Here is a 24,380-nt window from a genome sequence, read left to right on the forward strand (position 1 = left end):
TGGTCGGCCGACAAGGCGATGCGCGGCATGCGCAAAGCCGCCGCCATGGCCAAGGCCGCGTAGAAACAGGTTGCGGGCGCTCCATGCCCCATTGGAGAAATCCTGACGCGCCGTGAAGGCCCGCAGGCATACTCGAGGTCCCGGACCGCCCGCTTCTCTAGGGTAGCACCCTACCAGCGGCGAGGCAACCTGGAGCCCGGAGCCCCCGCCGGAGGCACCCGTATGCCCATCGCCCGCGCTAATGGCGCCTCGTCGCGCGCAGATCGCGTCAAGGGCGGTAAAGCCGGCGAGCGCAGCGAGCGCACCCTTGACGCGGGCGAGCACGACGAGACGATCCGTACCGCGATGGGCCGGCGGCTCGCAGGCGCGGGCATTCGCCAGCGTAGGAGTCAGCCGACATGGGTGATGTCGCTTCAGGGTTGACATCCCTTATTGCATCTCCTTGGAAAATGAAAAAGGTGTCCGCACCCCCTCGGTGCAAGTCCCGCCCTGGATCGCAGGTGAACGGGGTTCAGTCAAGAACCGAACCCATCGTCTTCCTTTCCCAATCGCGCAGCTCCATGGCCTTCGCGATCCACGGGACAGCGGGGCCAAAGCAGGGAAAGGATCCGTTTTTCCGCAAGGGGCGGCCGAGCAGGCAAGGCGTCATGGAAAGATCAAGCGTCCCGGCGTCTCGAGCGGGTTCGGGCCGGCGGGTAGACGGACACAAGTTGGCGGCGCTCCAGGATCATCCAATCGCAGCGGATTTCGTTTTCGGCGCTCATCAGGTAGGCATCTTCCACGCGCAGCGATTCCTTGTCGAAACCGTCCAAAATCCCTTCCACTTCTTCCCCCGTGGTCAGGTGGAAGATGAGGCGGCGACCCAGCACGTCGTGCAGGAAGGTGCGACGGGATCGCCCGTCCTCGGGCGGATTCGCAGCCTCGGTGCGATCCGACTCCATGGTTTTCTCCTGGGGTTTCTCGTCCTTTTGCACCACGGTAATGACGGTCTTGCCGTCTTTCTTTTCCACAACGATTCCGGACATGATCCGCACCCTCCGCAAAAGGGGAGACGCCCCGGGAGCCCTTCATGAAACGTTTTTTTGACGTTTAGCACAGGTTCGGCTCGTGAGCCAAGGCGCCGCGGGGGCGGGTTTCGAACCCGCCCCTACAAAGTTCAACAAACGTCACATAGCACAGTGGAATTTCAACCACTTAGAAATCTCCCGAAAAGGCTGAAAGGCCATTGTCAGACAGCCTCCTGAGCATCACATCTTCTTATCGGTCGATGGCGGGAAAAACTTGAGATCGGGTCCCTGACACGGCCCTTCAGGCCGCCACGGGGTCGTCGTAACGCCCCGCACCCGGCTCACTGAAGAAGATGGCGTAGAGCACCGCCACGAAGCCGATCCAGGCCACGGGGGCCGCCATCGGCACCGTATAGCCCAGGGGCGCGGCGACCGCCACCGTCAGCCAGTGGCCCGCGATGAGCCGGCGGGAATGGAGGCGGATGGGAAAGTCATGGTAGCGGCACAGCACCGTCAGTCCGCTCAGGTTCCACCCATACAGGGAGACCAGGGCGTGGAGCCGAAGCAGAAAAGCGCCGGTTTCGGGATCGTAGCGGCCGGCATAGTGCAGGGCAATGTAGGCGATGCCCGTAACGGCCGTGAAGAGCAGAAAGCAGATCCCCGAAGTGAGAAAATTCTTTTGCTGTTCGGGAAGCCCCAAACGGGTGTAGAGGCCGAAAATGAGCAGCACGCACAGGGTGAGCACCGAGGAGACCACCAGCTGCAGGCCGAAATAATCGAAGATGATGAAGACGAAAAAGAGGATCACCCCCAGATTGACCGTCCAGAAGGCCACGTTTTTGAGAACGCGCACGGCCGAGGGAAACTGCTCGCGAATGAGGCGGAACATGACGGACATGGTGATGAGCGACAGGGGAAAGGAAAAACCCAGGAAGAAGGATCTCAGTTCCAACCGGGGCCAATGGACCCAGTGGAAAAAGTGGTTGTTCAAAATCACCACCCCCGAGAGGAAGAGGCCGATGGAAAGGCAGAGCAAAGAGGCCTGGTGAAACTTTCGGGCCACCCGAACCCGAAGATCGAAAAAGTCTCTGGGAAAGACCCCGAAGACCCGCCAGCGAAGGGTTTCCACGAGAGCGCTCAAGGCCCAGGCAAGGGGAACGCACAGAGCGTACAGGGAAAAGAAAGCGGCCAAGGCGTAGGCCATCGACATTACCAGAAAGACGGTGCCTCGCCATGTCAGGCGGTCCCGCCCTTCCGAGTGATAGACCAGGATCGTACCGCCCGCGCACAGATTGAAAAGGAAGATATGGAGACGCTCCAAGGGCATGGGAGCGGTCCCCCCGGCCCACCAGCGATCCAGGAATCCAAAGCCCAGAGCCAAGCTCATGAGCACGAAGAAGGTCCATCGAAGCGAACGGGACACGTTTTTTCCTTCTTTTCTTGCGGAAGTTTGCTTGCAGGAGACGGCCCGGTTGCCTGAAAGATTTTCAAAAACCCGCCTGAGAGCGCTTTTTCTCCCGTGGGAACATGCCTCCGCGATTCACGGGCGGTTCACGAACCCCGCCCCTCCAGATGACGCCGCCGCATGGCGAAAACGCCGCAGAACCTGACATAAGGCGAGAACATCTTGTGTCATGGCCGGGCCGGGGACATCCGGTGTTATGTGAACGAACCGTTCTTCGGACTCCTGGCGGAGTGGCCTCCTGGGCCGCAATCCGGATCGTCGGCCGGCCGGCCCTTGGGAAATCGGCCCGTCCCGGGTGCCATCTTTTCATTCCTGCTCTGTTACCGGATTTTTCCCGGCAGTGCGCCCCAAAAGCGCCGCCAGGGCCTGCCCCAGATCTGGATACCGGAAACGGTACCCGGTGGCAAGAAGCCGCCTGGGAAACACCCGAGCGCTCGAAAAGAGGATCTCCCGGCCCTTTTCGCCCATGGCAGTCCCCACGATCCTTTCCGGAATCCGCACCACGACGCAGCCGCCCAGGACCTGTCCCAGCGTCCGCACACATTCTTCCTGGCGCACCGGTTGCGGGGCCGTCACATTGACCGGCCCCTGGACCGATTCCGTGCACAGGGCATGATAGATTGCTCCGACCACGTCGTCCACATGGACCCAACTCCAGAATTGCCGGCCGGAACCGAAGACGGGGACCACTCGGCATCGCGCGGCGGGAAGAAGCTCCGCCAGGGCGCCGCCCCGGGGCGTGAGGGCGATGCCGATGCGCACCCGCACCAACCGGCCGGCTCCCTCAAAGGCTTGCGCCGCTTCTTCCCACCGACGGCAGACCTGGCTCAGAAAGCCCGTCCCCGGGGGATCCTCCTCCATGAGCAGCCGATCGCCTCGGCCACCGTAAATCCCCACCGCCGAAGCGCTCACCAACACCCGCGGCGGCTCTTTCATCCGCGCCATGGTCTCCGCCAGGAACCGGGTGGGACGAGTGCGGCTTTCCAGGATCCGACGCTTTTTCCCCTCCGACCATCGGCCTGAGCCGATGGGATCCCCGGCCAGGTGGATCACCGCATCCACGGAACCCAGGGCGTCCACGTCCAGAACCCCCGCGTAGGGATCCCAGAAAACCTCCCCTTGTCCGGGCTTGGGCCGGCGGCGCACCAGCCGGACCACTTCATGACCGGCTGCGGTAAGAAACGGCACCAGGTGGGATCCAATGACGCCGGCCGATCCCGTCACCACGACCCGAAGGGGCGGGACGCCGTACTGCCGAATGAGCCGTATGTCTTCCACGAGGGTTCGATAGCGATACCGGAAGGTGCCCTCCAGGCGGCGGCGAACGTGCATGTCCAGCCGGTCGCGCAGCCAGCGGGGGCCTCTCAGGCGGTACCGCACCTCATCCGTCAGGAGGGTTTCCCCCGGGTTCAGCGCCTCGAAATGGTGTTCGTGCCGCCAGGAGGCAAAAGGTCCCGACACCTGCTCGTCCACGAAAAGCCGCGGGGGATCGCACACGGTATGGCGCGCGTGCCAGCCCAGGGGAACCGGCCCCAGCCAGACCCGCAGGAAAGCCTCCGCTCCGGGCTCGATTCCCCCGGAGCGTTTCCGCACCTCCACCCTTTCCCACGGCGGCGTGAGCCGTTCCAGGGCGCCGGGCCGTGCGTGCCAGTGAAAGACCTCGTCCCGGGGCGCCGGCACCACGCAGGACGTTTTCAAAAGCCGAACGGACGCCCGCTTGCGCCTTCCAAAGTCCCCTTCCATGTTTCGTCCCTGTGTTCCCAACGAAAAAGGGCCCGGGATTTCTCCCGAGCCCTCGGATTGTCGGTGGCGTCCCCAGCCGGATTTGAACCGGCGTTGCCGGCGTGAAAGGCCGGTGTCCTGGACCGGGCTAGACGATGGGGACACGCAACGTTCGGCGTCTATACCAGGACCCCTCGGGCGTGTCAAGCCCTTTTTCTCGCTACGGTCCATCTCTTGGGCACCTTTGCCGCGGCATCGCAGGGAGCCTCGTATCCAGCATGAGCTGGATCATCGCCCTGGGGGATCCACCGGGCGGCCGAAGCAAGGCCGCACACGGTGCCTACAGGGTTTCAAAGGCTACCACCTGGTCGAAGCCGTAACGCTGCTGGCGGGGAAAGGAGGGCCAGCCGGGCGCCGGTGTGCCGATGGAGAGGAGGAAGGAGAGAATCCAGGGCGGTTTCACACCAATAAGTTCGCTCACGGCCTTTTTGTCGAAGCCGATCATGGGAGACGTGCCATAGCCCAGGCCCCAGGCGGCCAGCATCAGGGTCATGGCAGCGAAGCTGGAATTTCGGATGGCAAACTCGTGCTTTTCGTAGTCCGTGGGATAAACCTCGCCCACCGCTTTCATCCACCGCTCATGGGTGGCCCGATCAATGATCCCGTTGGCTTCCCACTGGTCGAAGACTTCCTTCTTGTTGGCGTGCGGATCGGTATTTCCCAGGACGCAGATCAAGGCCGACGCATCCGTGATCTTCGGCTGGTCCCACGCCAGTTTCCGGATGGCGGCCCGTTTCTCCTCATCTTCGATGACCAGAAACTTCCAGGGCTGCAGGTTCCAGGAGGACGGAGCCTGGACGGTCAAGGCGAAAATCTTTTCCCAATCGGCCCGGGGAATGCGCAGCCCGGGTTGGTACTCCTGTACACTCCGGCGGGTTTCGATCGCTTCGAACAAATCCATGTTTCCGACTCCTTTCCGTTGGCTGATGTTTCCACCTTGAACAAGGGGCCATGCATGCCGGCGTGGCGGCGTATGCCACCCTTCCGGCGCTCGGCTTCATGTCGCCTTCCCGCCGGCAGGGCTTTGGCCGCCGCCGTCCGCCGGACCAAGGAACTCAACGCCGGGCTTTCGGCCAGCGACACCCGGCGGCCGATTTTCCCGGCCTTCCGGCATCAGGCCCAGTCCCACCCAATCATTGACGATGGTAACCATCATGACCGATCAAGGACACAGCGCCCGATACAAAAAGGCAAATCCACCGCAACCTGGGATCCAATCCCCCGGCCGCCTGTCTGTTCAAAGAAGACGGCCCAGGTGACATGGGCAAGCGGTTTTTTCTCAAGAAGGTCGGAGGAAACAAGGAGGGGGAACTTGTGGCACAGCTTGGCCGGAAGGTCTAAGCGATCCGATGGGAAGAACCGGAAGCCAAGGAATAGGTGGTCTTTTTTGAAATGGAAAAAGAACCACCCCGGATCGGTTCGGGCACGAAAGAGTAGCAGCGCATGCTATCGGCTGGAGACCCCGGCGGGACGCCCCGGTCGCATCACGATCCGAAGAGTTCTTTCAGCAGATCCGTGGTGCGCTTGGCTGGGTTCCGGCGGATGGCCGCCTCTTCCTTTCCCATGTAGTAGAAGATCCCGTCCATGGCCTTTTCCGTCACGTATTCCGTGAGATTGGCCCGGGCGTCTGGAACGAACGGCACGGACTGATATTCCTTCATGACACGATCGTAGCTTTGGAGCGCATCCACCTCCAGCAGGCTTTCCGACACAATGGGGCTCATCTCCTGAGCCAGGGGCTTGGACATCTTGGAACGGAAATAGCGGGTGGCTGCATCGTCCGGCCCCTCGTAAATCTTTCTCACATCCTCCAGGGTCATCCCGCGAATGGCATCCAAGAAAAGGTCCTTGGCCTTGGGCGCGGCCGCTTCCGCCGCCCTGTTGAGGCGCAGTTCCAAATCGTCCAGCATCTGAGATTTGCCCACCTTGGAAAGCACCGAACGGACCGTGTCGAGCTGTCCGGGAAGGGGGATGTGTACGGCTGGATCCAGATTGAACCCGTCGGGGTGTCCCAGGCGCGCCACCACGTTCTCCGAGGCCACCCGCAGCAGATCTTTCAGACCCGAAGAGATTCTTCCATCCGAGAGCCCCGACGATCCAGGCGGGGTCACGGTCGCTGCGCCGCCGAGAAAGCTCTTGCCCTTTTCAAGCCAGTTGGTGCCGGCCTGGCAGGGACTTTGCCCTAAAGCCGCCAGCAGGACACCGGCCAGGAGACAAAGCCCCCAAAACCTTGCGCATCTGGTTAGAAAAAATGCTTTGTCCCGCATCCGTATCTCCTCTATAAAAAAGGTTACCGTGGTGGGCGGTGACGTCCGTCGATCTGGTTGATTATATGTTGGTATGGTGAGATGGCAATGGATAAATGACTTCGCCAGGCACCCCACGTGATCCCATTGAGCCGCCTGCCCCTGATGCCGCCCGAAAGTTCCCAGGTAAGATAGGCCACGACCTGGCCCCTTGGGATCATTTGGAACACAACCGCCGGCCAACGAGAAAGGAGCTCTCGCGTTGCACGCACCGAGCGGATTTCATACTTTAACCGGTCCCATTCCCCCGACTTACCTGGAGCGGCTCCTCACCGCTTTGCAGGCCGTCAACCAGGCCGTTGCCCTTGAAGACGATCCCCAGGTCCTGGCCCAGGCCGTCTGCCGATGCCTTCGCGAAAAGGGCGTTTTCTCCCGCTGCGCCTTGGTGTTTCTGGACGAGGAAAAGCGCCCCTCGGCCTTGGCGCGAGAGGGCTTCCCCGGTTCTCTGGATCCCCGGACCGAGACGCCGGACGCGCCTTTGGAGTGGCCACCCTGCTTTGTCCAAGCGCAGGAATCCCATCCCTGGAAAACCATCTGTCCCCCCAAAAAGCGCTGCAGCGCCTGCCCCTTTGCGGACGAGGAGTGTGATAGCTGCGATCTGGTCGTGAGCTTGGAACCGGAAGGAGGCGTCACGGGCTTCTTGGCAGCCAACTTCCTTCCGGAAACCCCTTGGGAAACCCCCTTGGCCATGCTTATCGGCGAGCTGGCCCGAAGTCGCCTGACCGCCTTTCATAGCCGGATGGAAAGAAGAAAATCCCAGAAGGCCTGGCAAGAGCTGGATGAGAAGGAGCGTTTCCTGAAGACCCTTTTCCGCGCCCTTCCCGTTGGGGTCGGCGTGATATCCGACCGGCGTTTCACGTTTGTGAACGAACGACTGTGCCGCATGCTCGGATACGGGAAAGAAGAGCTGGTGGGCCAAAGTTCGCTTTGCTGCTATGCGGACGAAGCGGAATTTGAAAGGGCCGGAAAGACCATCTACAAGCACATCCAAGAGAAGGGAACGGGCATGACCCGTACCCGTGGCAAGAGGCGCGACGGCACCATCTTCCACGCCCTGCTGGCCTACGCACCCATGGATAGGCAACATCCGCACCAAAATGTGGTTTTCTCCGTCCTGGACATCACCCGCTACACGGAGGCGCTGGAGAGGGCCCAACAGCTGGAACACAGCCTGCTCCGGGCCCAAAAGATGGAAGCTTTGGGAACCTTGGCGGGCGGCATCGCCCATGACTTCAACAACATCTTGTCCGCCATCATGGGCTATGCCGACCTGGTTCTCCTGGACTGTCCGCCGGAAGGAGAGCTTTGCCGGAACGCGGAACAGATCCGGAAGGCCGGCATGCGGGCCAAGGACCTGGTGCAACAGATTCTATCCATCAGCCGCCAGCACCCGGGAGAAACAGAACGGCTTTGGATCGTCCCTTTGGTGAAGGAAGTCATCAAATTCATGCGCGCGGCCCTTCCGCCCACGATCGCCATCGAGCAAGACCTGCAAGACAGGGACGCTTGCGTGGAAGCCGATCCCACCGAGATCCATCAGGTGCTCCTGAATCTGTGCACCAATGCGGGCCACGCCATGCGCAAAACGGGGGGAAGGCTGCGCCTTTCCGTCCGATCCACCCAGGTGGACCACCAAGTCCCTGTGGCCATCTCCACCTTGAATCCCGGCAGCTATGTGGAAATCCGAGTGGAAGACACCGGTGAAGGGATGACGAAACACGTCCTGGAACGGGCCTTCGATCCCTACTTCACCACCAAGTCCCCCGGAGAAGGAACGGGGCTGGGTCTGGCGAGCGTTCAGACCATCGTGCGAAAGCATGGAGGAGCCATCGACGTGGCCTCCCAGCCCGGAGAGGGAACGGTCTTTACCGTCTATCTGCCCCGAAAAGAAAAGGCGGAACTGGATCGGGACGAAGCGGAAAAACCGGTTCTACCGCACGGCAAGGAGCGGATTGTTTTGGTGGACGACGAGCCGGAGTTCCTGGACATGGCCAGGCAAGTTTTGGAGAAACTAGGCTACGCGGTTCGTGCTTTTGAACTCCCCGAACCTTGCCTCCAAGCGATCCTGGAAGGCCCGGACAACGTGGATCTCCTGGTGACGGACCTCCTGATGCCGGAGATGACGGGGGACCGCTTGGCCCTGGAAGTCAATCAACAATTTCCGGATCTTCCCATTCTTCTCATTACCGGCCATTTGGAGGAGATCAACATGCAGGAGATGCGAAGGATCGGTATTCACTCGGTTCTCAGAAAGCCCTTTACGACCGAAGAACTGGCTTTCGCCGTTCGCAAGACCCTGGACGCCTGCACCAAAGCGCAACTCAAACAAAAAGCTGAAGGGAATGGCCCGCCGGCGCTCTCTCAAAATGGTTCCAAACAAAAAGCCGACCCCAAAGGGATCGGCTTTTTGTTTGATCGTTTTTTGGTGGGCCGTGCAGGACTCGAACCTGCGACTCTCTGCTTAAAAGGCAGATACTCTACCAACTGAGTTAACGGCCCTTTGGTTGCTCTCGGCATCCCGCCTTGGCAAAGACGGGGTTTCCTAACACGATCCCCAGGGCCTGTCAAGGCGCAATTCCATGCCTTGCGGGCATCTCAAGCCCATGGAATCACTGGTCTATGGACACCCAAACACCCTTGGTCAAGGCAGCCAGGCTGTAGGTACGAATCACTTTTCCCGGCCCGTCCAGACGGAAGGGGCCGCCAACGCCCTCCCCGGAAGCGTTCTCCACTTCCCCGGAAAGAAGCCCGGCGCCAAAAGCCTCTCGAGATGCGCCGGCCGCGCCCACCTGGGCGGCGATCCACCGGGCGCAATCGTAGCCCGCGCGGGACAACCATCCGGGTTCCTTCCAGTAGCTGCGGCGATAGGCCTGGCGAAAGGCCGCATCGCTCTCCCCGTTGACCTTCACCGTCAGCGGAAGCACGAAACGGACGCGATCCATCACTCCCGAGAAAAGATCCGCCACGTAATCCATCCCGAAGGTGTGGGGCACGAAGTAGAGACCACGGTAGCCGGCCGATTCAAGGGCCGCCACCACATCCGCCGCCCAGGCGGGCGAACCGGCAAGAAGGATCTTCTGGGACTGTTTCGGCAGGTCTGGGGGCGGCAGCTCTCCCGGATTCAGGACCACGCGATGAACGGAAAGACCCCGCTCTTGCGCCTGCCGTCGAAAGTGGGAGGAAAAGAAGGTCCCATAGGCACTGGGTTCCTCGACGACGGTCATGTCCCCTTTCCCGTAGCGCTCCACGATCAGTCGAGCCGCCTCGCGGGCCTCCGCCTCGTCGGAGCCGAGAAAGGAGAGCAGGTGCTCATCGGCGGCGAGCCGCTGGTGGGTGTTCGCCACGGACACCACCACAACCCCGGCCGAGGCGGCCCGGCGGGTCAAGGCCTCCAGGCGTTCCACCGGCAGGTGCACCAGCAGGGCGTAAAGATCCGGTTCCTTCAGCCGCCGAGCCAGCTTTTCCTCCAAGACTTGGGGCTCCTGCCATCCGTCCAGAAAATCCAGCTGGGGGCCGTCCGGAAGCCATTCCTTCCGAGCCAGTTCCATCCCCTGGCGAATCCTTTCCCCTTGCCCGGCAAACGGCCCGCTCAAGGGCAAGACGGCAAGGATCCTTCTTCGCTCGGGCACGGGTGCGCGCTTTTGTTCCGGACCTTGGGAGCCCCCCGATCCAGAGTCCGGACCTTCACCGGGGATCGACTCCACCGACGCCGGCTTGGGGGACCCGTCCGGGGGCGGAGGGGCATGGGAACCCAGCCACCACCAGCCCAGGCCCACGACAAGGATCAGGAGCAGAACCCGGCGTCCCCAGCGCCGTTTCTTCGGCCGCCACAAAGGGGTGCCACGGCCCGTCATGAGCGGTTCTCCCCACGCCGGGCGCGCTCCCGGAAGAGAAGACGAATGGGGGTCTTGTCCATCCCGAAGGCCTCCCGAAACTGGTTGGTGAGAAATCTTTGGTAGGAAAAGTGGACCCGATCCGGGTAGTTGCAAAAGAGCACGAAGGTGGGCGGACGGGTGGAGGGCTGGGTGGCGTAATAGAACTTGAGGCGCCTGCCGGACACCAACGGCGGTTCATGCTTTTCCAGGGCGTCCGCAAGGACCCGATTGACCATTCCCGTGTTCACACGAAGGTTGTACTGGTCGAAGACTTCCAGGATCGAGGGAAGCACACGGGACACGCGTTTGCCCTTGAGAGCGCTGATGGTGAGGATAGGGGCAAAGGGCAGGAAGCGGAAGCGGTCCCGCAGATCCTGCATGAACATCCGGATGCGTTTGAGGTCCTTTTCAAAGGCGTCCCACTTGTTGACCGCGATGACGCACCCGCGCCCCCTTTCCTGAATGGTGCCGCCGATGTGCAGGTCCTGGTCGGTCACCCCCTCCACGGCGTCCACCATCAGCACCGCCACATGACTCCGATCGATACTATCCAACGCCTTGATGACACTCAGCTTTTCCAGCTTTTCCCGGGTTTTCCCCTTGCGTCGGATCCCCGCCGTGTCGATGAGCACGAAACGGCGCCCCTCCCACTCCAGAGGGGTATCCACGGCATCCCGGGTCGTTCCCGGCACGGGGCTGACGATCACCCGCTGTTCGCCCAAAAGGGCGTTCACCAGTGTGGATTTTCCCGCGTTGGGCCGCCCCACCACGGAAACCCGCACCGGCGGATCGGGGTCCTGGGGATCGTCGGCCCATTCTTCCGGCAGAGCCGCAATCACATCTTCCAGGAGCTCCCGAACTCCATAGCCATGGGCCGCGCTCACACTGTAGAGCCGATCGGTACCCAGGCCGAAGAATTCCGCGGCGTGGATCTCCTGTTCCCGCCCGTCCACCTTGTTGACGGCGTAGAAGACCGGCTTATCAGAGCGGCGAAGGATGTTCACCAGTTCTTCGTCTCCAGGATGCAGCCCCGCTTTGGCATCGGCCAAAAAGATAATCGCGTCCGCCTCGTCCAGGGCCAGCAGCACCTGGCGGCGGGTTTGCTCAGCAAAGTCGGTGGGATCTCCGCTCAAGAACCCCCCCGTGTCCATGAGCACAAAGCGGCGCCCTTCCACTTCCACGGAAGTGGTCAGGCGGTCCCGGGTCACACCGGGGAAGTCGTCCACCAGGGCCTGGCGTCTCCGGCAGATTCTATTGAAAAGAGTGGATTTGCCCACGTTGGGGCGTCCCACGATGGCCACTACGGACATGGTCTGATTCTCCGTATCCACCGGGACATGACCGCATCTCGGTGTCGTTTCGGTCTTATGAAAGCCGGCATGGTTTCCACCAGCCGGCGGATCGTTCGTCGGGTCACGGGCGGAACCGCGCGGTTCGAAGCCCGTTCCACTGCCACCTCGGCCTTGAGCGCCCGGCATTCGTCGGCCTCGAAGATACGGCAGGGATTGGGGCGCCTGGGATGAATGGCGCAGGCGCTCCGCCCTCGAGCCCTGTCCTCCAGGAGGAACGGGCAGAAACGGTGTCCCGGCCCCAGCCCCTCCCGAAAAAGTCTTTTCCAGGCATCCGAAAGGCCGGGAGCGCTGGAAAAATCCGGATATCCGCTGGCGATCTCGCAACACATGCCGCAACGATCGCAATAGGCTTCGATCGGTTCCTCGCGGGCGCCGGCACGGCCGGCAGCGTCGTTTCCCTCGCCGTTCTGCCCCTCGGCGTTCACATCCTGCGTCAACTCCACGAACCAGCACGCCCTCTGCCCCACCACGCTCGCCCAAAGGGCCCGCCGGTATCGCACCGGTCGTCGGGCGTCCTGGCCTTCCTGGATCAGCCGGGCCAGGTTCCTTTCCAGATAGGTGAGGGGAAAGGCGCGGTGGCGCAGAATACGGTGCCATCCCCGCGCCGACCTTCGCGTTTTCATGCCTGGACGTGGTCTGGAATGCATGAAAGGCACCGATCTGTCAAGCAAGGGAGCGGGCCAGATGGGGGTGGTTGATTTCCGCTTCGGACGGACGGATGTAGGTGGGCACAATTTCCGCTGGATTCGTTGGAACCCCCGCCGCCAGTTTTTTCAAGGCGATCCGACCCACATGGGCCGCCCGAATCCCGTGGTAGGCGGGCCCGGGATCCAGCAGTCGATCGCCCAGGCGCTTTCGCAACATCGATCCATATTCCAGCCACCCGTCCCCGCAGACCCAGACGGGTTCCTGCACCCATTCGAGCACCGCCTCCGGAGACAGCGCCGACGGGGGGCGTTCCTCGATCAGCTCCTCCGGAGCCTTGGGCCGATACAAGGCTGCGTAGATTTCCTTTTTCCGGGCGTCCACCATGGGACAGACCGGGAGCGAGGACACCGCCAACGGAGCGGCCAGCGCTTCCAAGGTGGTAACACCGCAAAGGGGCTTACCCAGGGCCCACGCCATGGCCTTCAGGGTGCTCAACCCGATGCGTATGCCGGTGAAGCTTCCCGGGCCCACCGTGACGGCGAAGGCGTCCACCTCCTCCAGATCCCAGCCGGCATCGCCCAGGATGCGATCCACGCCGGCAAGCAGTCGCCGGTTGTGGGTTTGGGCCGACACCAGCGACCACTCGGCCACCACGCGTTCTTCCGTGCAGAGGGCCACGCTGCCCGAAAGGGTTGAAGTGTCCACCGCTAGAATCTTCATCTGTCCATATTCCGTCGTATCTCGCCGGCCCAAAGGTGTTTTCGGTACGCTTCGGCTAGGAGCTTGTCCGAGAAGGCCCAGCTCCTAAGGAGCCGGAACACCGGGGCCTTTGGGCAGCAGCCGCATGATGTCGTTGTAGAAGACGAACACCATGAGCACGATGAGCACGAAGAGCCCCACTTTTTGAGCCAACTCCACCTTGCGCACGCTGATGGGGCGGCCCAGCATCGCTTCCAACAAGAAGAAGAAGATGTGTCCTCCGTCCAGAACCGGGATGGGAAGCAGGTTCAGGATCGCCAGGTTGATGCTGATGAGCCCCATGAAGTGCAGGAAGTTCATGAGCCCTTCCTGGGCCTGCTGTCCCGCCATCTGGGCGATCAGGATGGGCCCGCCCAGCGTTTCCATGGGCAACACCCGCTCAATCAGCTTCACGATGGTCAGGAAGAAGAGCTTGCTCAAGGTCCAGGTCTGTTCCAGGCTGTAGTAGAGGGCCTTGAAGGGATTGATCCGTTCCACTCGGTAAGATCCCGCCGCCGTGATCCCGATGACGGGCCTTTGAATCGGCTCTCCGAAGATGTTTTTCACTTCCTGGACCTGGGGAGTGACCCTAAAGTGCAACACCTCGCCGTTTCGTTCCACCATCACGTCCAGAGGCCGGGTGCCCTCCTGCTGGATCGTTTCGGACAGGGCGTCCCAGTCCTCCAGCTCCTTTCCGTTGATGGAAAGGACCTTATCGCCGGGCTGCAGCCCGGCCTGGGCGGCGGGAGAGGCTTTCGTCACGGTACCGATTTCCGTGGTCAGATGCGGCAGGCCGAAGACGCCGAAAACCACGGCAAAGAGGACAATCGCCAGGACCACGTTGGAAAGGGGACCGGCCAAAACGATGGCCAATCGCTTCTTGACCGGCTGATGGGAAAAGCTCCGTTCCCTATCGGCCTCCTCCACTTCTTCTTCCGGATCCTCGCCCAGCATCTTCACATAGCCGCCCAGGGGCACCGCAGACACGCAGTAGTCCGTCTCTCCCCGTTGAATGCCGAAGACCCTGGGCCCGAAACCAAGGGAGAAGCGGAGCACGGTCACGCCGGCCCAGCGCGCCACCAGAAAGTGCCCCAATTCATGCACGAAGATCAAAACCCCCAGCACCACGGCTGTGGATAGGATCGTTGTCAGCAATTCCATGTCCTCCTTCCCGCGTGAGTCCGTCGCCCTCCCGGGCTCTTAGAGCGCCTGGGCGCTTGGGGCATAGCCCCTGTGGAGCACGAAATCCCGCGCCTTTTCCCGCGCCCACCGATCGGCATCCAGGATCCGCTCCACGCTGTCGGCCGGCTCCACCGGATGGGCGGCCATCACTTCTTCAATGAGACGCGGGATGTCCATGAATCCCAGAGCCCCGTCCAGAAAGGCCTGAACGGCCACCTCGTTGGCTGCATTGAGCACGGCCGGCAGGGTTCCGCCCGCCTCGGCCGCTTCATAGGCCAAGCGAAGACAAGGAAAGGCCTCCATATCCGGTGGATGAAAGGTCAGGGTCCCCAGGTCGAAGAGATCCAGGGTGGGAGCCGACACCGGCAGGCGATCGGGATAAGACAGGGCGTAAGCGATGGGAATCTTCATGTCCGGCACGCCCATCTGGGCGATGACCGATCCGTCCACATATTCCACCATGGAATGGATGATGCTCTCCGGGTGAATGTGCACGTGGATGGTCTCCACAGGCACCTGGAACAGCCAGTGCGCCTCGATGACCTCCAGGCCCTTGTTCATGAGGGTGGCCGAATCGATGGTGATCTTGGGGCCCATGGCCCAGTTGGGATGACGCAGCGCCGCTTGGGGGGTCACCGATTCCAGCCGCTCCGCCGTGCTGCCGAAAAAGGGACCTCCGGAGGCTGTGAGCAGGATCCGCTTGAGCGCTTTTTTGGGATTTCCCTGCAGGGCCTGGAAGATGGCACTGTGCTCGCTGTCCACGGGAAAAAGCCGCACGCCCCGGCGCCCCACCCGCTCCATGACCACCTGACCGGCGATGACCAGGGTTTCCTTGTTGGCCAGGGCGATATCCTTGCCCGCGTCGATGGCCGCCAGGGTGGGCAACAAGCCGGCCGCCCCCACGATCGCGGACACCACCATGTGAGCGGAGTCCAGGGTGGCCACACGCCGGTAACCTTCCGGGCCCCACAGGATCTCCGGGTGCGGATCGTCGGGCCCCAAAAGCCCGGCCAGCTCGCCGGCCGCCGTTTCATCCAGAACGGCCACACACAGGGGGCGAACGGCGCGGATTTGGTCCGCCAGGAGGCGCACATTGCGCCCGGCGCCCAAGCCCACCACCTGGAACGCGTCCGGAAACTGGCCGACCACCTCCAGGGTACTGACCCCGATGGAGCCGGTGCTGCCAAGGATTGTGAGTCGTTTCATGTCACCCGTATCTTCAAAAGATGTTCGCGGCGCCCAGACCGCCGCGTTCTGGCTGAACCCATCCGCTCTCCGGCCCGCCCAGCAGAACCTCAAGGCCGCCGCAACGGCCCCTGGAGTGCAGATCGTTTCACGCTAATGATAAAGCCTTTCGGCGAAAAACCAAGTGAGCGGGAAGGCAAAAAGCAGGCTGTCCAAGCGGTCAAGCAGCCCTCCATGACCGGGCAGCAGGTTGCTGGAATCCTTGGCACCCGCCATGCGCTTGAGAAGGGACTCCATCAGGTCCCCAACCTGACCCACCAGTTCCACCACCGCTGAGAGAAGCAGGAAATGGAGCGCACCGGCCCCGCTTTCGTGCAGGAACGCCAGGCCAAAGGCGGTTCCCACCGCCATGCTGGCCGCCAGCCCTCCCGCGGACCCTTCCATGGTCTTCTTCGGGCTCACCGCCTCGTAGAGCTTGCGCCGGCCGAACCGTCGCCCGGTATAGAAGGCCCCCGTATCTCCGGCCACGATAATAACCAACACATAAAAGACCCAGGCCCGGCCGTGGGGCAGCGTTCCCAGGAGCAGAACGAAACTCAAGGGGAGACAGACGTACATCCACCCGCCCAGGCTGGACAGGCCCCGGGCCAAAGCGGGACGGGTCAGGGGAGCTTGGGCCAGTTGGACCAGGAGCATGACAAAGACCGACCCCACCGCCGCGGCCAGGAGCCCCACGGGCCCCAGGAAATAGGCCGCCGGGGGAAAGAGAGCTCCCGTGCCCAGGCAGAAAATCCACCACGGCCTGGGCGGCACCCGCTCCTGAACCATGTTTTCATATTCCCAAAGGCCCATACAGGCTGCCGCCGTCACCACCGCGGCCCACAGCCACAAGGGTCCCCACGCCAGCAAGGCGATGAGCGGCAACGCCAATCCCAGCCCCGTCACCCATCGCTTGGCATGTGAACTCCACCGTTCCATCCTCACCCCAATGCGGTGTTCAGGGGGTCAGCCCCGGCTCACTTGTTCGCTGATCTTGCCGAAACGCCGTTCCCGCCTTTGGTAATCGATCAGGGCTTCCACAAATTGCGGTTCCCGAAAATCCGGCCACAGGGTTTCGGTGATGTGGATTTCCGCATAGGCCAGTTGCCACAGCAGGAAGTTACTCACCCGGCACTCTCCGCTGGTGCGGATGAGCAGATCCAATTCCGGGGTGTCCGCCGTAAAGAGATAGCCCTGGAACACCTCCTGGGACAGCTCGGATGCCTTTCGCCGGCCGGAACGCACGTCTTCGGCAAAGAGGGCGGCGGCCCGCAGGATTTCCTGCCGCCCTCCGTAGTTCAGGGCCAGATTGACGGTGAGTTTGTCGAATCCGGCCGTTTCCTGGATCAGGGACGAAAACTCCGCATACACCTCTTCCGGGATCCCTTCCGGGTCACCGAAATGGCGGACGCGGATTTGCTTTTCCAGCAACTGGGGCCGTTCGGAACGGATGAACCGGTGCAGCAGCCGCCATAGCGCCTGCACTTCGTGCGCGGGCCGCTGCCAGTTCTCCTTGGAAAAGGCATAGAGGGTCAGGTAGGGGATGCCCACTCGGCGGGCGGTTTCGATGACAGCCCGGACGGACTCCGTCCCTTCTTCATGGCCCGCCACTCGGTTGAGCAACCGTTTCTTGGCCCAGCGGCCGTTGCCATCCATGATGATGGCCACGTGGCGCGGCAGTCGGTTCGGGTCCAGACGATCCATGACGCCTTCTTAGATCTCCAGGATCTCTTTTTCCTTGGCCGCGCTCAGCTCATCGATCTTCTTGATGAACTCGTCTGTGATCTTCTGAACTTCCTCTTGGCCCTTGAACTGATCGTCCTCGGAGATCTCTTTTTCCTTCTTCAGGTCCTTGATCATTTCGTTGGCGTCGCGGCGGATGTTGCGCACGGCCACCTTGGCCTCTTCGGCCATTCTTTTGACCAGCTTGACCAGCTCCTTGCGACGCTCCTCGGTCAGCGGCGGCACGTTGATGCGGATCACCTTGCCGTCGTTCATGGGAGTCAGGCCCAATTCCGACTTGAGGATGGCCTTTTCCACGTCCCCAATGCAACTCTGGTCCCACGGCTGGACCATGATGGTGCGCGGCTCAGGGATGGTGAGCGTGGCCAGTTGGTTCAGGGGCGTGGGTGTGCCGTAGTATTCCACCTTGATACCATCCACCAAGGCCACGGAGGCCCGCCCTGTGCGCAGGCGCTTGTATTCCCGATCCAGGTTGCCGAGGGCTTTCTGCATCCGGTCTCTTGCGTCGGCATAGACATCATTCAGCATCGGCACCTCCCTCCACCAACGTTCCAACGGTTTGTCCCACAACCACCTTGTGGATATTGCCCCTCTTTCTCAAACTGAAAACGATCACCGGCAGATTGTGATCCCGGGCCATGGAGATGGCGGTGGCGTCCATGACCTTGAGATTTTTCTGCAGCACCTCGCTGAAGGTCACCCGATCGTACTTACGAGCGCCGGCATCCTTCATGGGGTCCGAGTCGTAGACCCCGTCCACCTTGGTGGCTTTGAGCAGCACCGACGCCCCAATCTCCACCGCCCGGAGCGCGGCCGCCGTATCCGTGGTGAAAAACGGCAGGCCGGTCCCTGCAGCGAAGATGACGATCCGCCCCTTTTCCAGATGGCGGATGGCGCGACGCCGGATGTAGGGTTCAGCCACCTCCTTCATATCGATGGCCGACTGGACGCGGGTGGTCACACCGCGCCTTTCCAGGGCCTGCTGCAGGGCCAGGGCGTTCATCACCGTGGCCAGCATCCCCATGTAGTCGGCGGTGGCCCGATCCATGCCCTGGGAAGCGGCGGACACTCCGCGAAAGATGTTACCGCCCCCGATCACCAGGGCCATCTCCACACCCAGACGGTGTACCTGGGCGATCTCTTCCGCAATCTCTTCGATGACGCGGGGTTCGATCCCGTAGTTGCCGTCGCCCATGAGGGCCTCGCCGCTCAACTTGAGCAACACTCGGCGATAAATCGGGGCATCCTTGGCCACAGCGAAACATCCTTCCTTCAAACAGGATCGGGGGGCATCTCCGGCCCCCCGATGGCATGTCTTGTCGTCTCAGGCTCCCAGCTGATACCGGGTGAAACGGCGGATCACAATGCGCTCTCCCGTCTTGGCCACCAGCTCGTTCAGGTATTCTTCGATGGTCTTGTCGGGATCCTTGACGAAGGCCTGCTCCATCAGCACGTTCTCTTCATAGAACTTGCGCATGCGGCCTTCCACCATCTTCTCCACGATGTTCTCCGGCTTGCCCGACTCCTTGGCCTGCTCCACCAGGATGGCCCGCTCGCGCTCCACCACATCCTGGGGCACGTCCTCGCGCGTGACCCCCAGTGGGCTGGTGGCGGCGATTTGCATGGCCACGTCCTTGACAAAGGTCTGGAAGTCCTCGCTTCGGGCTGCAAAGTCCGTTTCGCAATTCACTTCCACCAGCACACCGATCTTGCCGCCCGCGTGGATGTAAGCCTGGACGGCCCCCTCGGTGGCTTCCTTACCGGCACGCTTCATGGCCGTGGCCAGTCCCTTCTTGCGAAGCAGATCGACGGCCTTTTCCAGATCCCCGCCGGTTTCCTGCAAGGCCTTCTTGCAGTCCATCATGCCGGAGTTGGTCTTTTCACGCAGTTCCCGAACCATGGCAGCTGTGATTTCCAACGGTCTCCTCCTTGTCCCTTTTCACACCAACGGCGGATGGTCCATCCGCCGTTGGGCATGTTCCTTCGCTTGTTGTCTGTGTCGAAGATTACTCGGTTGCCTGGGGGGCCGGCGCCGCGGCCGGAGTCTCCTCCGCCGGATTGACGATCTCCACCTCGGGACCGCCTTCTTCTTCCTGGAGCAGCTTGCCCGCAGGCACCTCTTGCTGATCTTTCTCTTCCTTGTCGCCTTCGGCCTGGCGGGATTCTTCGAACTGCTGACGCCCTTCCGCGCACGCATCGGCGATGCGCGTGGTGATGAGCTTGATGGCCCGAATGGCGTCGTCATTACCGGGAATGAGATAGTCGATCACGTCCGGATCGCAGTTGGTATCCACAATGGCCACCACGGGGATGCCCAGCCGATTGGCCTCGGCCACGGCGATCTTCTCTTTGTGCGGGTCCACCACGTAGACCGCCCCGGGAAGCCGGGTCATGTTCTTGATGCCGCCCAGATTCCTTTCCAGCTTTTCCCGTTCGCGGGCCAGGCGGAGCACTTCCTTTTTGGGAAAACGGTTGACACTTCCGTCTTCAAACATGGCGTCCAGCTCTTTGAGCCGGTCGATACGCAGCTTGATGGTCTTGAAGTTGGTGAGCATGCCGCCCAGCCAGCGGTGATTGACGTAGAACATGCCGCACCGCTGGGCCTGCTCCCGGATCGTGTCCTGGGCCTGGCGCTTGGTGCCCACGAAAAGCACGTTTTCACCGGCTGCGGTCACATCCACCATAAACTTGTAGGCCGTGCGGAAAAGCTTGACCGTGCGCTGCAGGTCGATAATGTAGATACCGTTGCGGGCCCCGAAGATGTAGGGTTTCATCTTGGGGTTCCAGCGGCGGGTCTGGTGCCCGAAATGGACACCCGATTCGAGAAGCTGCTTCATGGTAACGACCGACATTCACAAACCTCCTTCTGGTTGGGCCTCCATCCCGCGACGGACCCGGCCCCACCGGCTCAGGCACCAAAAGGCTCGCGGGATGTGCGTTTTGTGTTGAACCGAGGTTCCATATCATAGGGCACCGCACCAGTGCAACAGGGAAATGAGAAAGAGAGGAAATCTGGAATGCAGCCATTTGCCACCGAGTTGGAAGCCCTGGTCAGGGAAGCCGGACGGGCCATCCTGGACGTGTACCGATCGGATTTCGCCGTCACCACCAAAGAAGACCGCACGCCCCTGACCCTGGCGGACCGCAAGTCCCACGAGATTCTCAGCGCAGGCCTGGGCCGGATCACGCCCCACATCCCCGTACTCTCCGAAGAGGGCAAAACCATCGACTACCAGGTTCGGAGCCGGTGGCAGCGGTTCTGGCTGGTGGACCCCTTGGACGGCACCAAGGAATTCATCAAGCGCAATGGAGAGTTCACCATCAACGTGGCCTTGATCGAGGAAGGGGCCCCCCGATTCGGCATGGTCTACGTGCCGGAGGCGGACCGGCTCTTCGTGGGAGACGTGCAAGACGGTGCCTGGGAAAAGACAGCCCACGGAACCCGTCCCTTGAAGATCGCCCCACCCAAGGCGGGCGACAAGCTGGTCATCGTGGCCACCCGGTCCCATCCCACTCCAGCCATGGAGACTTTTTTCAGCCTCTTACCGCCCCATGAGCGCCTGCCCCGGGGAAGCGCCCTCAAGTTCTGCGCCGTGGCGGCCGGCGAAGCGGACTTCTACCCCCGATTCGGTCCCACCTGGGAATGGGACACGGGGGCCGGCCATGCCGTGGTGCTGGCGGCGGGCGGCGTGGTGGTGGACCCGTTGGGCAAGCCGCTGGCCTACAACAAGAAGGATCTCATCAATGGCTACTTTCTGGTGGCGCCCAGCCTGGAATGGCTGGCCGAAACGGGAATCCTGGAAGCGGCAGGCCGTGTGGCCCGGGAAGGGTAAGGAATCCCAGGCATCTAAACCCATTGGAGACCCGGGGTAAGACCCCGGCCGGAATCGGCGGGCCGCCCAGGAAGAAACGCCGACCGTGTCCCCGTGGAATTGCATTTGACAGGCTGCTGCCGGGCGTGGTACCAGGGTTGCGTTGGCGTGCGAAACGGCTCTAGAGAGGTCACGATGATTTTGCATTTCGACAGGACAAACGCAAGGCGCATCCCGCACGGGATGTGGTGGTGGCAGGCTTGGACATGAGCCTGCCCACCGGTCGGTCCTTTCCATAAGGCATGGAAACCGTGGGTGAGGCCACTCCCCCACGGTTTGTTTTTTTTAAGAAGACAAGGCCGCGGGGTGAAAGCCCCGCGGCCTTCTTCGTTGGGGCGAATCAACACCAATGAATCCAAGGAGGAGACATGGAACAGATCAAAGTTTTTCTGGACGAATCGGAGATGCCCCGCCAGTGGTATAACATTCTGGCCGATCTTCCCACCCCCATGCGCCCGCCGCTTCATCCGGCCACGGGACAACCCGTGAAGCCCGAAGATCTGGCGCCGGTCTTTCCCATGAATCTCATCGAACAGGAAATGGCCACGGAGCGCTGGATTCAAATCCCCGAACCCGTGTTGGAAAAGTACGCCATTTGGCGGCCCACGCCGCTCTATCGAGCCCGAAACCTGGAGAAGGCGCTGGGAACCCCCGCCAAGATCTTCTACAAGAACGAGGGCGTGAGCCCACCGGGTTCCCACAAGCCCAACACCGCCGTGGCTCAGGCCTACTACAACAAGGAGTTTGGCATCAAACGGCTGGCCACGGAAACCGGCGCCGGCCAGTGGGGTAGCGCTCTCAGCATGGCCTGCCAGATGTTCGGTCTGGAATGCCGCGTGTACATGGTGAAGGTGAGCTACAATCAGAAGCCCTACCGTCGTCTGATGATGCAGACCTGGGGCGCCGAGTGCATCCCCAGCCCCAGCGACCGAACGGAAGCGGGCCGAAAGATCCTGGCCCAAAATCCCGATTCCCCCGGCAGCCTGGGAATCGCCATCAGCGAAGCCATCGAAGACGCGGTGGGCGACCCGAAGGCCCGTTATTCGCTGGGAAGCGTACTGAACCACGTGCTGCTCCACCAGACCATCATCGGCCTGGAAACTCAGAAACAGATGGAAAAGCTGGGACTTTACCCGGACGTGGTCCTGGGATGCGCCGGGGGCGGGTCCAACTTCGCCGGCCTCTGCCTGCCCTTCGTTCGCGACAAGATCCACGGCAAGGACGTGACCGTGGTGGCCGCTGAACCCACCAGCTGCCCCACGCTCACTCGGGGGCCCTTCCGCTACGACTTCGGCGACACCGCCATGACCACCCCCCTGTTGCCCATGCACACCCTGGGCCACGATTTCATACCGGCCCCCATCCACGCCGGCGGCCTCCGCTACCACGGCATGGCCCCCATCGTGAGCCATCTCCTGGAAGAAAAGCTCATCGAAGCCCGGGCGTTCGACCAGATCGAAACCTTCACCTCGGGAATCCAGTGGGCTCGAACGGAAGGCTTCATCCCGGCACCCGAAACGACCCACGCCATCGCCGCCGTGGTGCAGGAAGCTCTACGGGCCAAAGAAGAAGGAAAGGAAAAGGTGATCCTCTTCAATTGGAGCGGTCATGGGTTTGTGGATATGGCCAGTTACGACGCCTTCTTGTCGGGGAAGCTCACCCGCTATGAGCTCCCGGACGAGGAGATCCAGCGGGCCCTGGCCACCACGGATGCCTTCCCCAAGCCGTAACCACCATGCGTGAGGAGCCGTGGGGGCGGACGGCCAGCCCCCTCTGATCGCCCCCCACGGCCCCACCGGCACAAGACGGACAGGCGCTTGAACGGGGCCGGCGCCCCTCAGCCCGCAGGGGACAGACTCCGCGCCACCTCCCATGGGAGCATAAGATGACATTGGATCAACTCCTGGAAAAGATAGACGCATTGGAAGGGCGATGCCCCAAGCTGGGACATCAGGTTGCCTTCGGCTACTGCCGCCGGGAGACCGGAACGCTTCCCTGCCCCCGAACCCTGGCCTGCTGGCAGCATCGATTCAATGCCGAATTGATTCTGCGCCACCTCCTCACCCCGGAACAGTGGGATGCCGTCTTTTCCACGGCGCCCAAGACCCGGGTGGATTCTCTTCTGGAAGCCATCGAGGCGGCCAAAACACGCCGTGAGCCCTCCGCCCAGTGACCTCCATCCCATTGAAGGAGCCTTCGACCATGAAGACAACGAAAGCCAAATCCTTTCAGGTCCCTTGGGTAGGCCTCGTGGTGTTGCTGACCCTCCTGGCGGGACTTTTCCCGCAGGCGGCACGCGCCTATGATCTTCCGCCGGTCAACTTGGGCTTTACTACCTTTCTGGACGGCGGCCCACCGGCGGGCCCCGGTTTCTACTTCACCCAATACCTCCAGTACTGGACAGCCGACACGCTCACCGACCGGGACGGCAAAAGGATTCTTCCCGCCGCCGCAGGTGAAGATCTGAGCGTGTGGATCAGCCTCAGCCAATTCATCTACCAGAGCGATCAACCCGTCGTGTTGGGCGGCAAGTGGGGTCTGGACGTGATCGTTCCCTATGTTTCCCCCGACCTGGAATACGATGTGGCAGGCCCCTTCCCCCGGGCCAACAGCGCCGGGCTGGGGGACATCCTGGTGGGTCCCTTCCTCCAGTGGGATCCGATCATGGGCCCCAACGGACCCCGTTTCATGCACCGGATCGAATTGCAGCTCATCTTCCCCACCGGCAAGTACGACTCGGACCGGCAGATCAACCCGGGCAGCAACTTCTTCAGCTTCGATCCCTATTGGGCGGGAACCCTTTTCATCACGCCGCGCTGGACCGTCAGCACCCGCATCCACTACCTGTGGAACGCCACCAACCACGACCCCAGCGTACCGGGGGCGGACGACACCCAGGCCGGGCAGGCGGTGCATCTGAACTTCGCATCGGCCTACGAGGTTCTGCCGGGAAAGCTCCGTGTGGGGATCAACGGTTACTTCCTGAAGCAAACGACGGACAGTGAAATCGACGGCCGAGACCAGCCCGGAAGCAAGGAACGGGTCTTTGCCGTCGGCCCCGGCCTGTTGTGCCACTTTTCCCGGAACACGCACCTGTTCGTGAACGCCTATTTTGAAAGCGGAGCGGAAAACAGACCGGAAGGCGAGCGGTTCAACTTCCGAATCGTTCACCATTTCTAGCGGAAG

22 protein-coding genes, 2 tRNA genes and 1 pseudogene are annotated in these 24,380 nt (G+C 61.9%); 6 read left to right on the forward strand and 19 right to left on the reverse strand.

The genetic code is table 11. The features are described 5' to 3' along the window. Window positions 1-222 precede the first annotated feature (222 nt). Entirely contained in the window at window positions 223-423 is a 201-nt protein-coding gene (locus B9A12_RS10920) for a hypothetical protein (RefSeq protein WP_084057939.1), read from the forward strand. 233 nt (window positions 424-656) lie between these two features. Here the strand turns inward: B9A12_RS10920 and B9A12_RS10925 are convergent, their stop codons facing one another. From B9A12_RS10925 to B9A12_RS10950, 6 genes are all read right to left on the reverse strand, one after another. Further along, complete coding sequence (locus B9A12_RS10925; protein ID WP_084057940.1) at window positions 657-1,025, reverse strand: hypothetical protein; 369 nt, start codon at window positions 1,023-1,025, stop codon at window positions 657-659. 283 nt (window positions 1,026-1,308) lie between these two features. Next, entirely contained in the window at window positions 1,309-2,430 is a 1,122-nt protein-coding gene (locus tag B9A12_RS10930) for a hypothetical protein (RefSeq protein ID WP_084057941.1), read from the reverse strand. A 348-nt stretch (window positions 2,431-2,778) separates the two neighbouring features. Continuing rightward, window positions 2,779-4,215 carry a TIGR01777 family oxidoreductase gene (locus B9A12_RS10935; RefSeq protein ID WP_084057942.1) on the reverse strand — a complete coding sequence of 479 codons (1,437 nt, stop codon included), beginning with the start codon at window positions 4,213-4,215 and terminating at the stop codon, window positions 2,779-2,781. A 64-nt stretch (window positions 4,216-4,279) separates the two neighbouring features. Further along, a tRNA-Glu gene (locus B9A12_RS10940) sits at window positions 4,280-4,357 on the reverse strand. Window positions 4,358-4,534: 177 nt separating this feature from the next. Next, window positions 4,535-5,155, reverse strand: a complete 621-nt coding sequence (locus tag B9A12_RS10945) for a nitroreductase family protein (protein WP_084057943.1) — start codon at window positions 5,153-5,155, stop codon at window positions 4,535-4,537. 583 nt (window positions 5,156-5,738) lie between these two features. Beyond that, entirely contained in the window at window positions 5,739-6,521 is a 783-nt protein-coding gene (locus B9A12_RS10950) for a DUF4197 domain-containing protein (protein WP_084057944.1), read from the reverse strand. Between the two features lie 778 nt (window positions 6,522-7,299). On the opposite strand from B9A12_RS10950, the pseudogene B9A12_RS17955 reads away from it, so the two are divergent. Further along, window positions 7,300-8,835 (forward strand): annotated as a pseudogene (locus B9A12_RS17955) (hybrid sensor histidine kinase/response regulator); the annotation flags it as partial. Between the two features lie 148 nt (window positions 8,836-8,983). Here the strand turns inward: B9A12_RS17955 and B9A12_RS10970 are convergent. The 13 genes from B9A12_RS10970 to rpsB all read right to left on the reverse strand — a co-directional run bounded on the left by B9A12_RS10970 (window position 8,984) and on the right by rpsB (window position 20,174). Next, a tRNA-Lys gene (locus B9A12_RS10970) sits at window positions 8,984-9,059 on the reverse strand. Window positions 9,060-9,169: 110 nt separating this feature from the next. Continuing rightward, entirely contained in the window at window positions 9,170-10,414 is a 1,245-nt protein-coding gene (locus B9A12_RS10975) for an ABC transporter substrate-binding protein (RefSeq protein ID WP_084057945.1), read from the reverse strand. Then, complete coding sequence (gene der / locus B9A12_RS10980; RefSeq protein WP_084057946.1) at window positions 10,411-11,745, reverse strand: ribosome biogenesis GTPase Der; 1,335 nt, start codon at window positions 11,743-11,745, stop codon at window positions 10,411-10,413. The genes B9A12_RS10975 and der overlap by 4 nt, the downstream gene beginning before the upstream one ends. Further along, complete coding sequence (locus tag B9A12_RS10985; protein ID WP_139796597.1) at window positions 11,736-12,410, reverse strand: YkgJ family cysteine cluster protein; 675 nt, start codon at window positions 12,408-12,410, stop codon at window positions 11,736-11,738. Before B9A12_RS10985 ends, der begins: the two co-directional genes overlap by 10 nt. Before the next feature lie 40 nt (window positions 12,411-12,450). Next, on the reverse strand, window positions 12,451-13,155 hold the full coding sequence (gene tsaB, locus B9A12_RS10990; RefSeq protein ID WP_084057948.1) for a tRNA (adenosine(37)-N6)-threonylcarbamoyltransferase complex dimerization subunit type 1 TsaB: 705 nt from the start codon (window positions 13,153-13,155) through the stop codon (window positions 12,451-12,453). Between the two features lie 84 nt (window positions 13,156-13,239). After that, window positions 13,240-14,334, reverse strand: coding sequence for an RIP metalloprotease RseP (gene rseP, locus B9A12_RS10995; protein WP_212636913.1), 1,095 nt, complete (start codon window positions 14,332-14,334; stop codon window positions 13,240-13,242). A 39-nt stretch (window positions 14,335-14,373) separates the two neighbouring features. Then, complete coding sequence (locus tag B9A12_RS11000; RefSeq protein WP_084057949.1) at window positions 14,374-15,561, reverse strand: 1-deoxy-D-xylulose-5-phosphate reductoisomerase; 1,188 nt, start codon at window positions 15,559-15,561, stop codon at window positions 14,374-14,376. A gap of 132 nt (window positions 15,562-15,693) precedes the next feature. Beyond that, on the reverse strand, window positions 15,694-16,518 hold the full coding sequence (locus tag B9A12_RS11005) for a phosphatidate cytidylyltransferase (protein ID WP_084057950.1): 825 nt from the start codon (window positions 16,516-16,518) through the stop codon (window positions 15,694-15,696). A gap of 27 nt (window positions 16,519-16,545) precedes the next feature. Beyond that, window positions 16,546-17,283, reverse strand: coding sequence for a polyprenyl diphosphate synthase (gene uppS, locus B9A12_RS11010; RefSeq protein WP_084057951.1), 738 nt, complete (start codon window positions 17,281-17,283; stop codon window positions 16,546-16,548). A gap of 9 nt (window positions 17,284-17,292) precedes the next feature. Next, window positions 17,293-17,850 carry a ribosome recycling factor gene (frr, locus tag B9A12_RS11015; protein WP_084057952.1) on the reverse strand — a complete coding sequence of 186 codons (558 nt, stop codon included), beginning with the start codon at window positions 17,848-17,850 and terminating at the stop codon, window positions 17,293-17,295. Further along, the gene (pyrH, locus tag B9A12_RS11020; RefSeq protein ID WP_084057953.1) at window positions 17,840-18,577 is read right to left on the reverse strand and encodes a UMP kinase; all 738 of its coding nucleotides are present in this window, start codon (window positions 18,575-18,577) and stop codon (window positions 17,840-17,842) included. Before pyrH ends, frr begins: the two co-directional genes overlap by 11 nt. 69 nt (window positions 18,578-18,646) lie before the next feature. Further along, complete coding sequence (tsf, locus tag B9A12_RS11025; RefSeq protein WP_245802428.1) at window positions 18,647-19,240, reverse strand: translation elongation factor Ts; 594 nt, start codon at window positions 19,238-19,240, stop codon at window positions 18,647-18,649. Window positions 19,241-19,328: 88 nt separating this feature from the next. Continuing rightward, complete coding sequence (rpsB, locus tag B9A12_RS11030; protein WP_084057954.1) at window positions 19,329-20,174, reverse strand: 30S ribosomal protein S2; 846 nt, start codon at window positions 20,172-20,174, stop codon at window positions 19,329-19,331. Window positions 20,175-20,339: 165 nt separating this feature from the next. Here rpsB and cysQ point away from each other — a divergent pair, with 165 nt between their 5' ends. The 4 genes from cysQ to B9A12_RS11050 all read left to right on the forward strand — a co-directional run bounded on the left by cysQ (window position 20,340) and on the right by B9A12_RS11050 (window position 24,374). After that, window positions 20,340-21,155, forward strand: coding sequence for a 3'(2'),5'-bisphosphate nucleotidase CysQ (cysQ, locus tag B9A12_RS11035; RefSeq protein ID WP_084057955.1), 816 nt, complete (start codon window positions 20,340-20,342; stop codon window positions 21,153-21,155). Window positions 21,156-21,562: 407 nt separating this feature from the next. Beyond that, on the forward strand, window positions 21,563-22,924 hold the full coding sequence (locus tag B9A12_RS11040) for a TrpB-like pyridoxal phosphate-dependent enzyme (RefSeq protein WP_084057956.1): 1,362 nt from the start codon (window positions 21,563-21,565) through the stop codon (window positions 22,922-22,924). A gap of 155 nt (window positions 22,925-23,079) precedes the next feature. After that, entirely contained in the window at window positions 23,080-23,367 is a 288-nt protein-coding gene (locus tag B9A12_RS11045; protein WP_084057957.1) for a hypothetical protein, read from the forward strand. Between the two features lie 29 nt (window positions 23,368-23,396). Next, the gene (locus B9A12_RS11050) at window positions 23,397-24,374 is read left to right on the forward strand and encodes a SphA family protein (RefSeq protein WP_084057958.1); all 978 of its coding nucleotides are present in this window, start codon (window positions 23,397-23,399) and stop codon (window positions 24,372-24,374) included. Window positions 24,375-24,380: the final 6 nt, after the last annotated feature.

Source organism: Desulfacinum hydrothermale DSM 13146 (genome assembly GCF_900176285.1).
GTDB classification, from domain to species: domain Bacteria; phylum Desulfobacterota; class Syntrophobacteria; order Syntrophobacterales; family DSM-9756; genus Desulfacinum; species Desulfacinum hydrothermale.

What these genes read in the sequence shown, in the direction of transcription:
- B9A12_RS10920 (WP_084057939.1), top strand. Translation starts at nt 223, where the DNA reads ATGCCCATCGCCCGCGCTAATGGCGCCTCGTCGCGCGCAGATCGCGTC.
- B9A12_RS10925 (WP_084057940.1), bottom strand. Translation starts at nt 1,025, where the DNA reads ATGTCCGGAATCGTTGTGGAAAAGAAAGACGGCAAGACCGTCATTACC.
- B9A12_RS10935 (WP_084057942.1), bottom strand. Translation starts at nt 4,215, where the DNA reads ATGGAAGGGGACTTTGGAAGGCGCAAGCGGGCGTCCGTTCGGCTTTTG.
- B9A12_RS10945 (WP_084057943.1), bottom strand. Translation starts at nt 5,155, where the DNA reads ATGGATTTGTTCGAAGCGATCGAAACCCGCCGGAGTGTACAGGAGTAC.
- B9A12_RS10950 (WP_084057944.1), bottom strand. Translation starts at nt 6,521, where the DNA reads ATGCGGGACAAAGCATTTTTTCTAACCAGATGCGCAAGGTTTTGGGGG.
- B9A12_RS10975 (WP_084057945.1), bottom strand. Translation starts at nt 10,414, where the DNA reads ATGACGGGCCGTGGCACCCCTTTGTGGCGGCCGAAGAAACGGCGCTGG.
- der (WP_084057946.1), bottom strand. Translation starts at nt 11,745, where the DNA reads ATGTCCGTAGTGGCCATCGTGGGACGCCCCAACGTGGGCAAATCCACT.
- B9A12_RS10985 (WP_139796597.1), bottom strand. Translation starts at nt 12,410, where the DNA reads ATGAAAACGCGAAGGTCGGCGCGGGGATGGCACCGTATTCTGCGCCAC.
- tsaB (WP_084057948.1), bottom strand. Translation starts at nt 13,155, where the DNA reads ATGAAGATTCTAGCGGTGGACACTTCAACCCTTTCGGGCAGCGTGGCC.
- rseP (WP_212636913.1), bottom strand. Translation starts at nt 14,334, where the DNA reads ATGGAATTGCTGACAACGATCCTATCCACAGCCGTGGTGCTGGGGGTT.
- B9A12_RS11000 (WP_084057949.1), bottom strand. Translation starts at nt 15,561, where the DNA reads ATGAAACGACTCACAATCCTTGGCAGCACCGGCTCCATCGGGGTCAGT.
- B9A12_RS11005 (WP_084057950.1), bottom strand. Translation starts at nt 16,518, where the DNA reads ATGGAACGGTGGAGTTCACATGCCAAGCGATGGGTGACGGGGCTGGGA.
- uppS (WP_084057951.1), bottom strand. Translation starts at nt 17,283, where the DNA reads ATGGATCGTCTGGACCCGAACCGACTGCCGCGCCACGTGGCCATCATC.
- frr (WP_084057952.1), bottom strand. Translation starts at nt 17,850, where the DNA reads ATGCTGAATGATGTCTATGCCGACGCAAGAGACCGGATGCAGAAAGCC.
- rpsB (WP_084057954.1), bottom strand. Translation starts at nt 20,174, where the DNA reads ATGTCGGTCGTTACCATGAAGCAGCTTCTCGAATCGGGTGTCCATTTC.
- cysQ (WP_084057955.1), top strand. Translation starts at nt 20,340, where the DNA reads ATGCAGCCATTTGCCACCGAGTTGGAAGCCCTGGTCAGGGAAGCCGGA.
- B9A12_RS11040 (WP_084057956.1), top strand. Translation starts at nt 21,563, where the DNA reads ATGGAACAGATCAAAGTTTTTCTGGACGAATCGGAGATGCCCCGCCAG.
- B9A12_RS11045 (WP_084057957.1), top strand. Translation starts at nt 23,080, where the DNA reads ATGACATTGGATCAACTCCTGGAAAAGATAGACGCATTGGAAGGGCGA.
- B9A12_RS11050 (WP_084057958.1), top strand. Translation starts at nt 23,397, where the DNA reads ATGAAGACAACGAAAGCCAAATCCTTTCAGGTCCCTTGGGTAGGCCTC.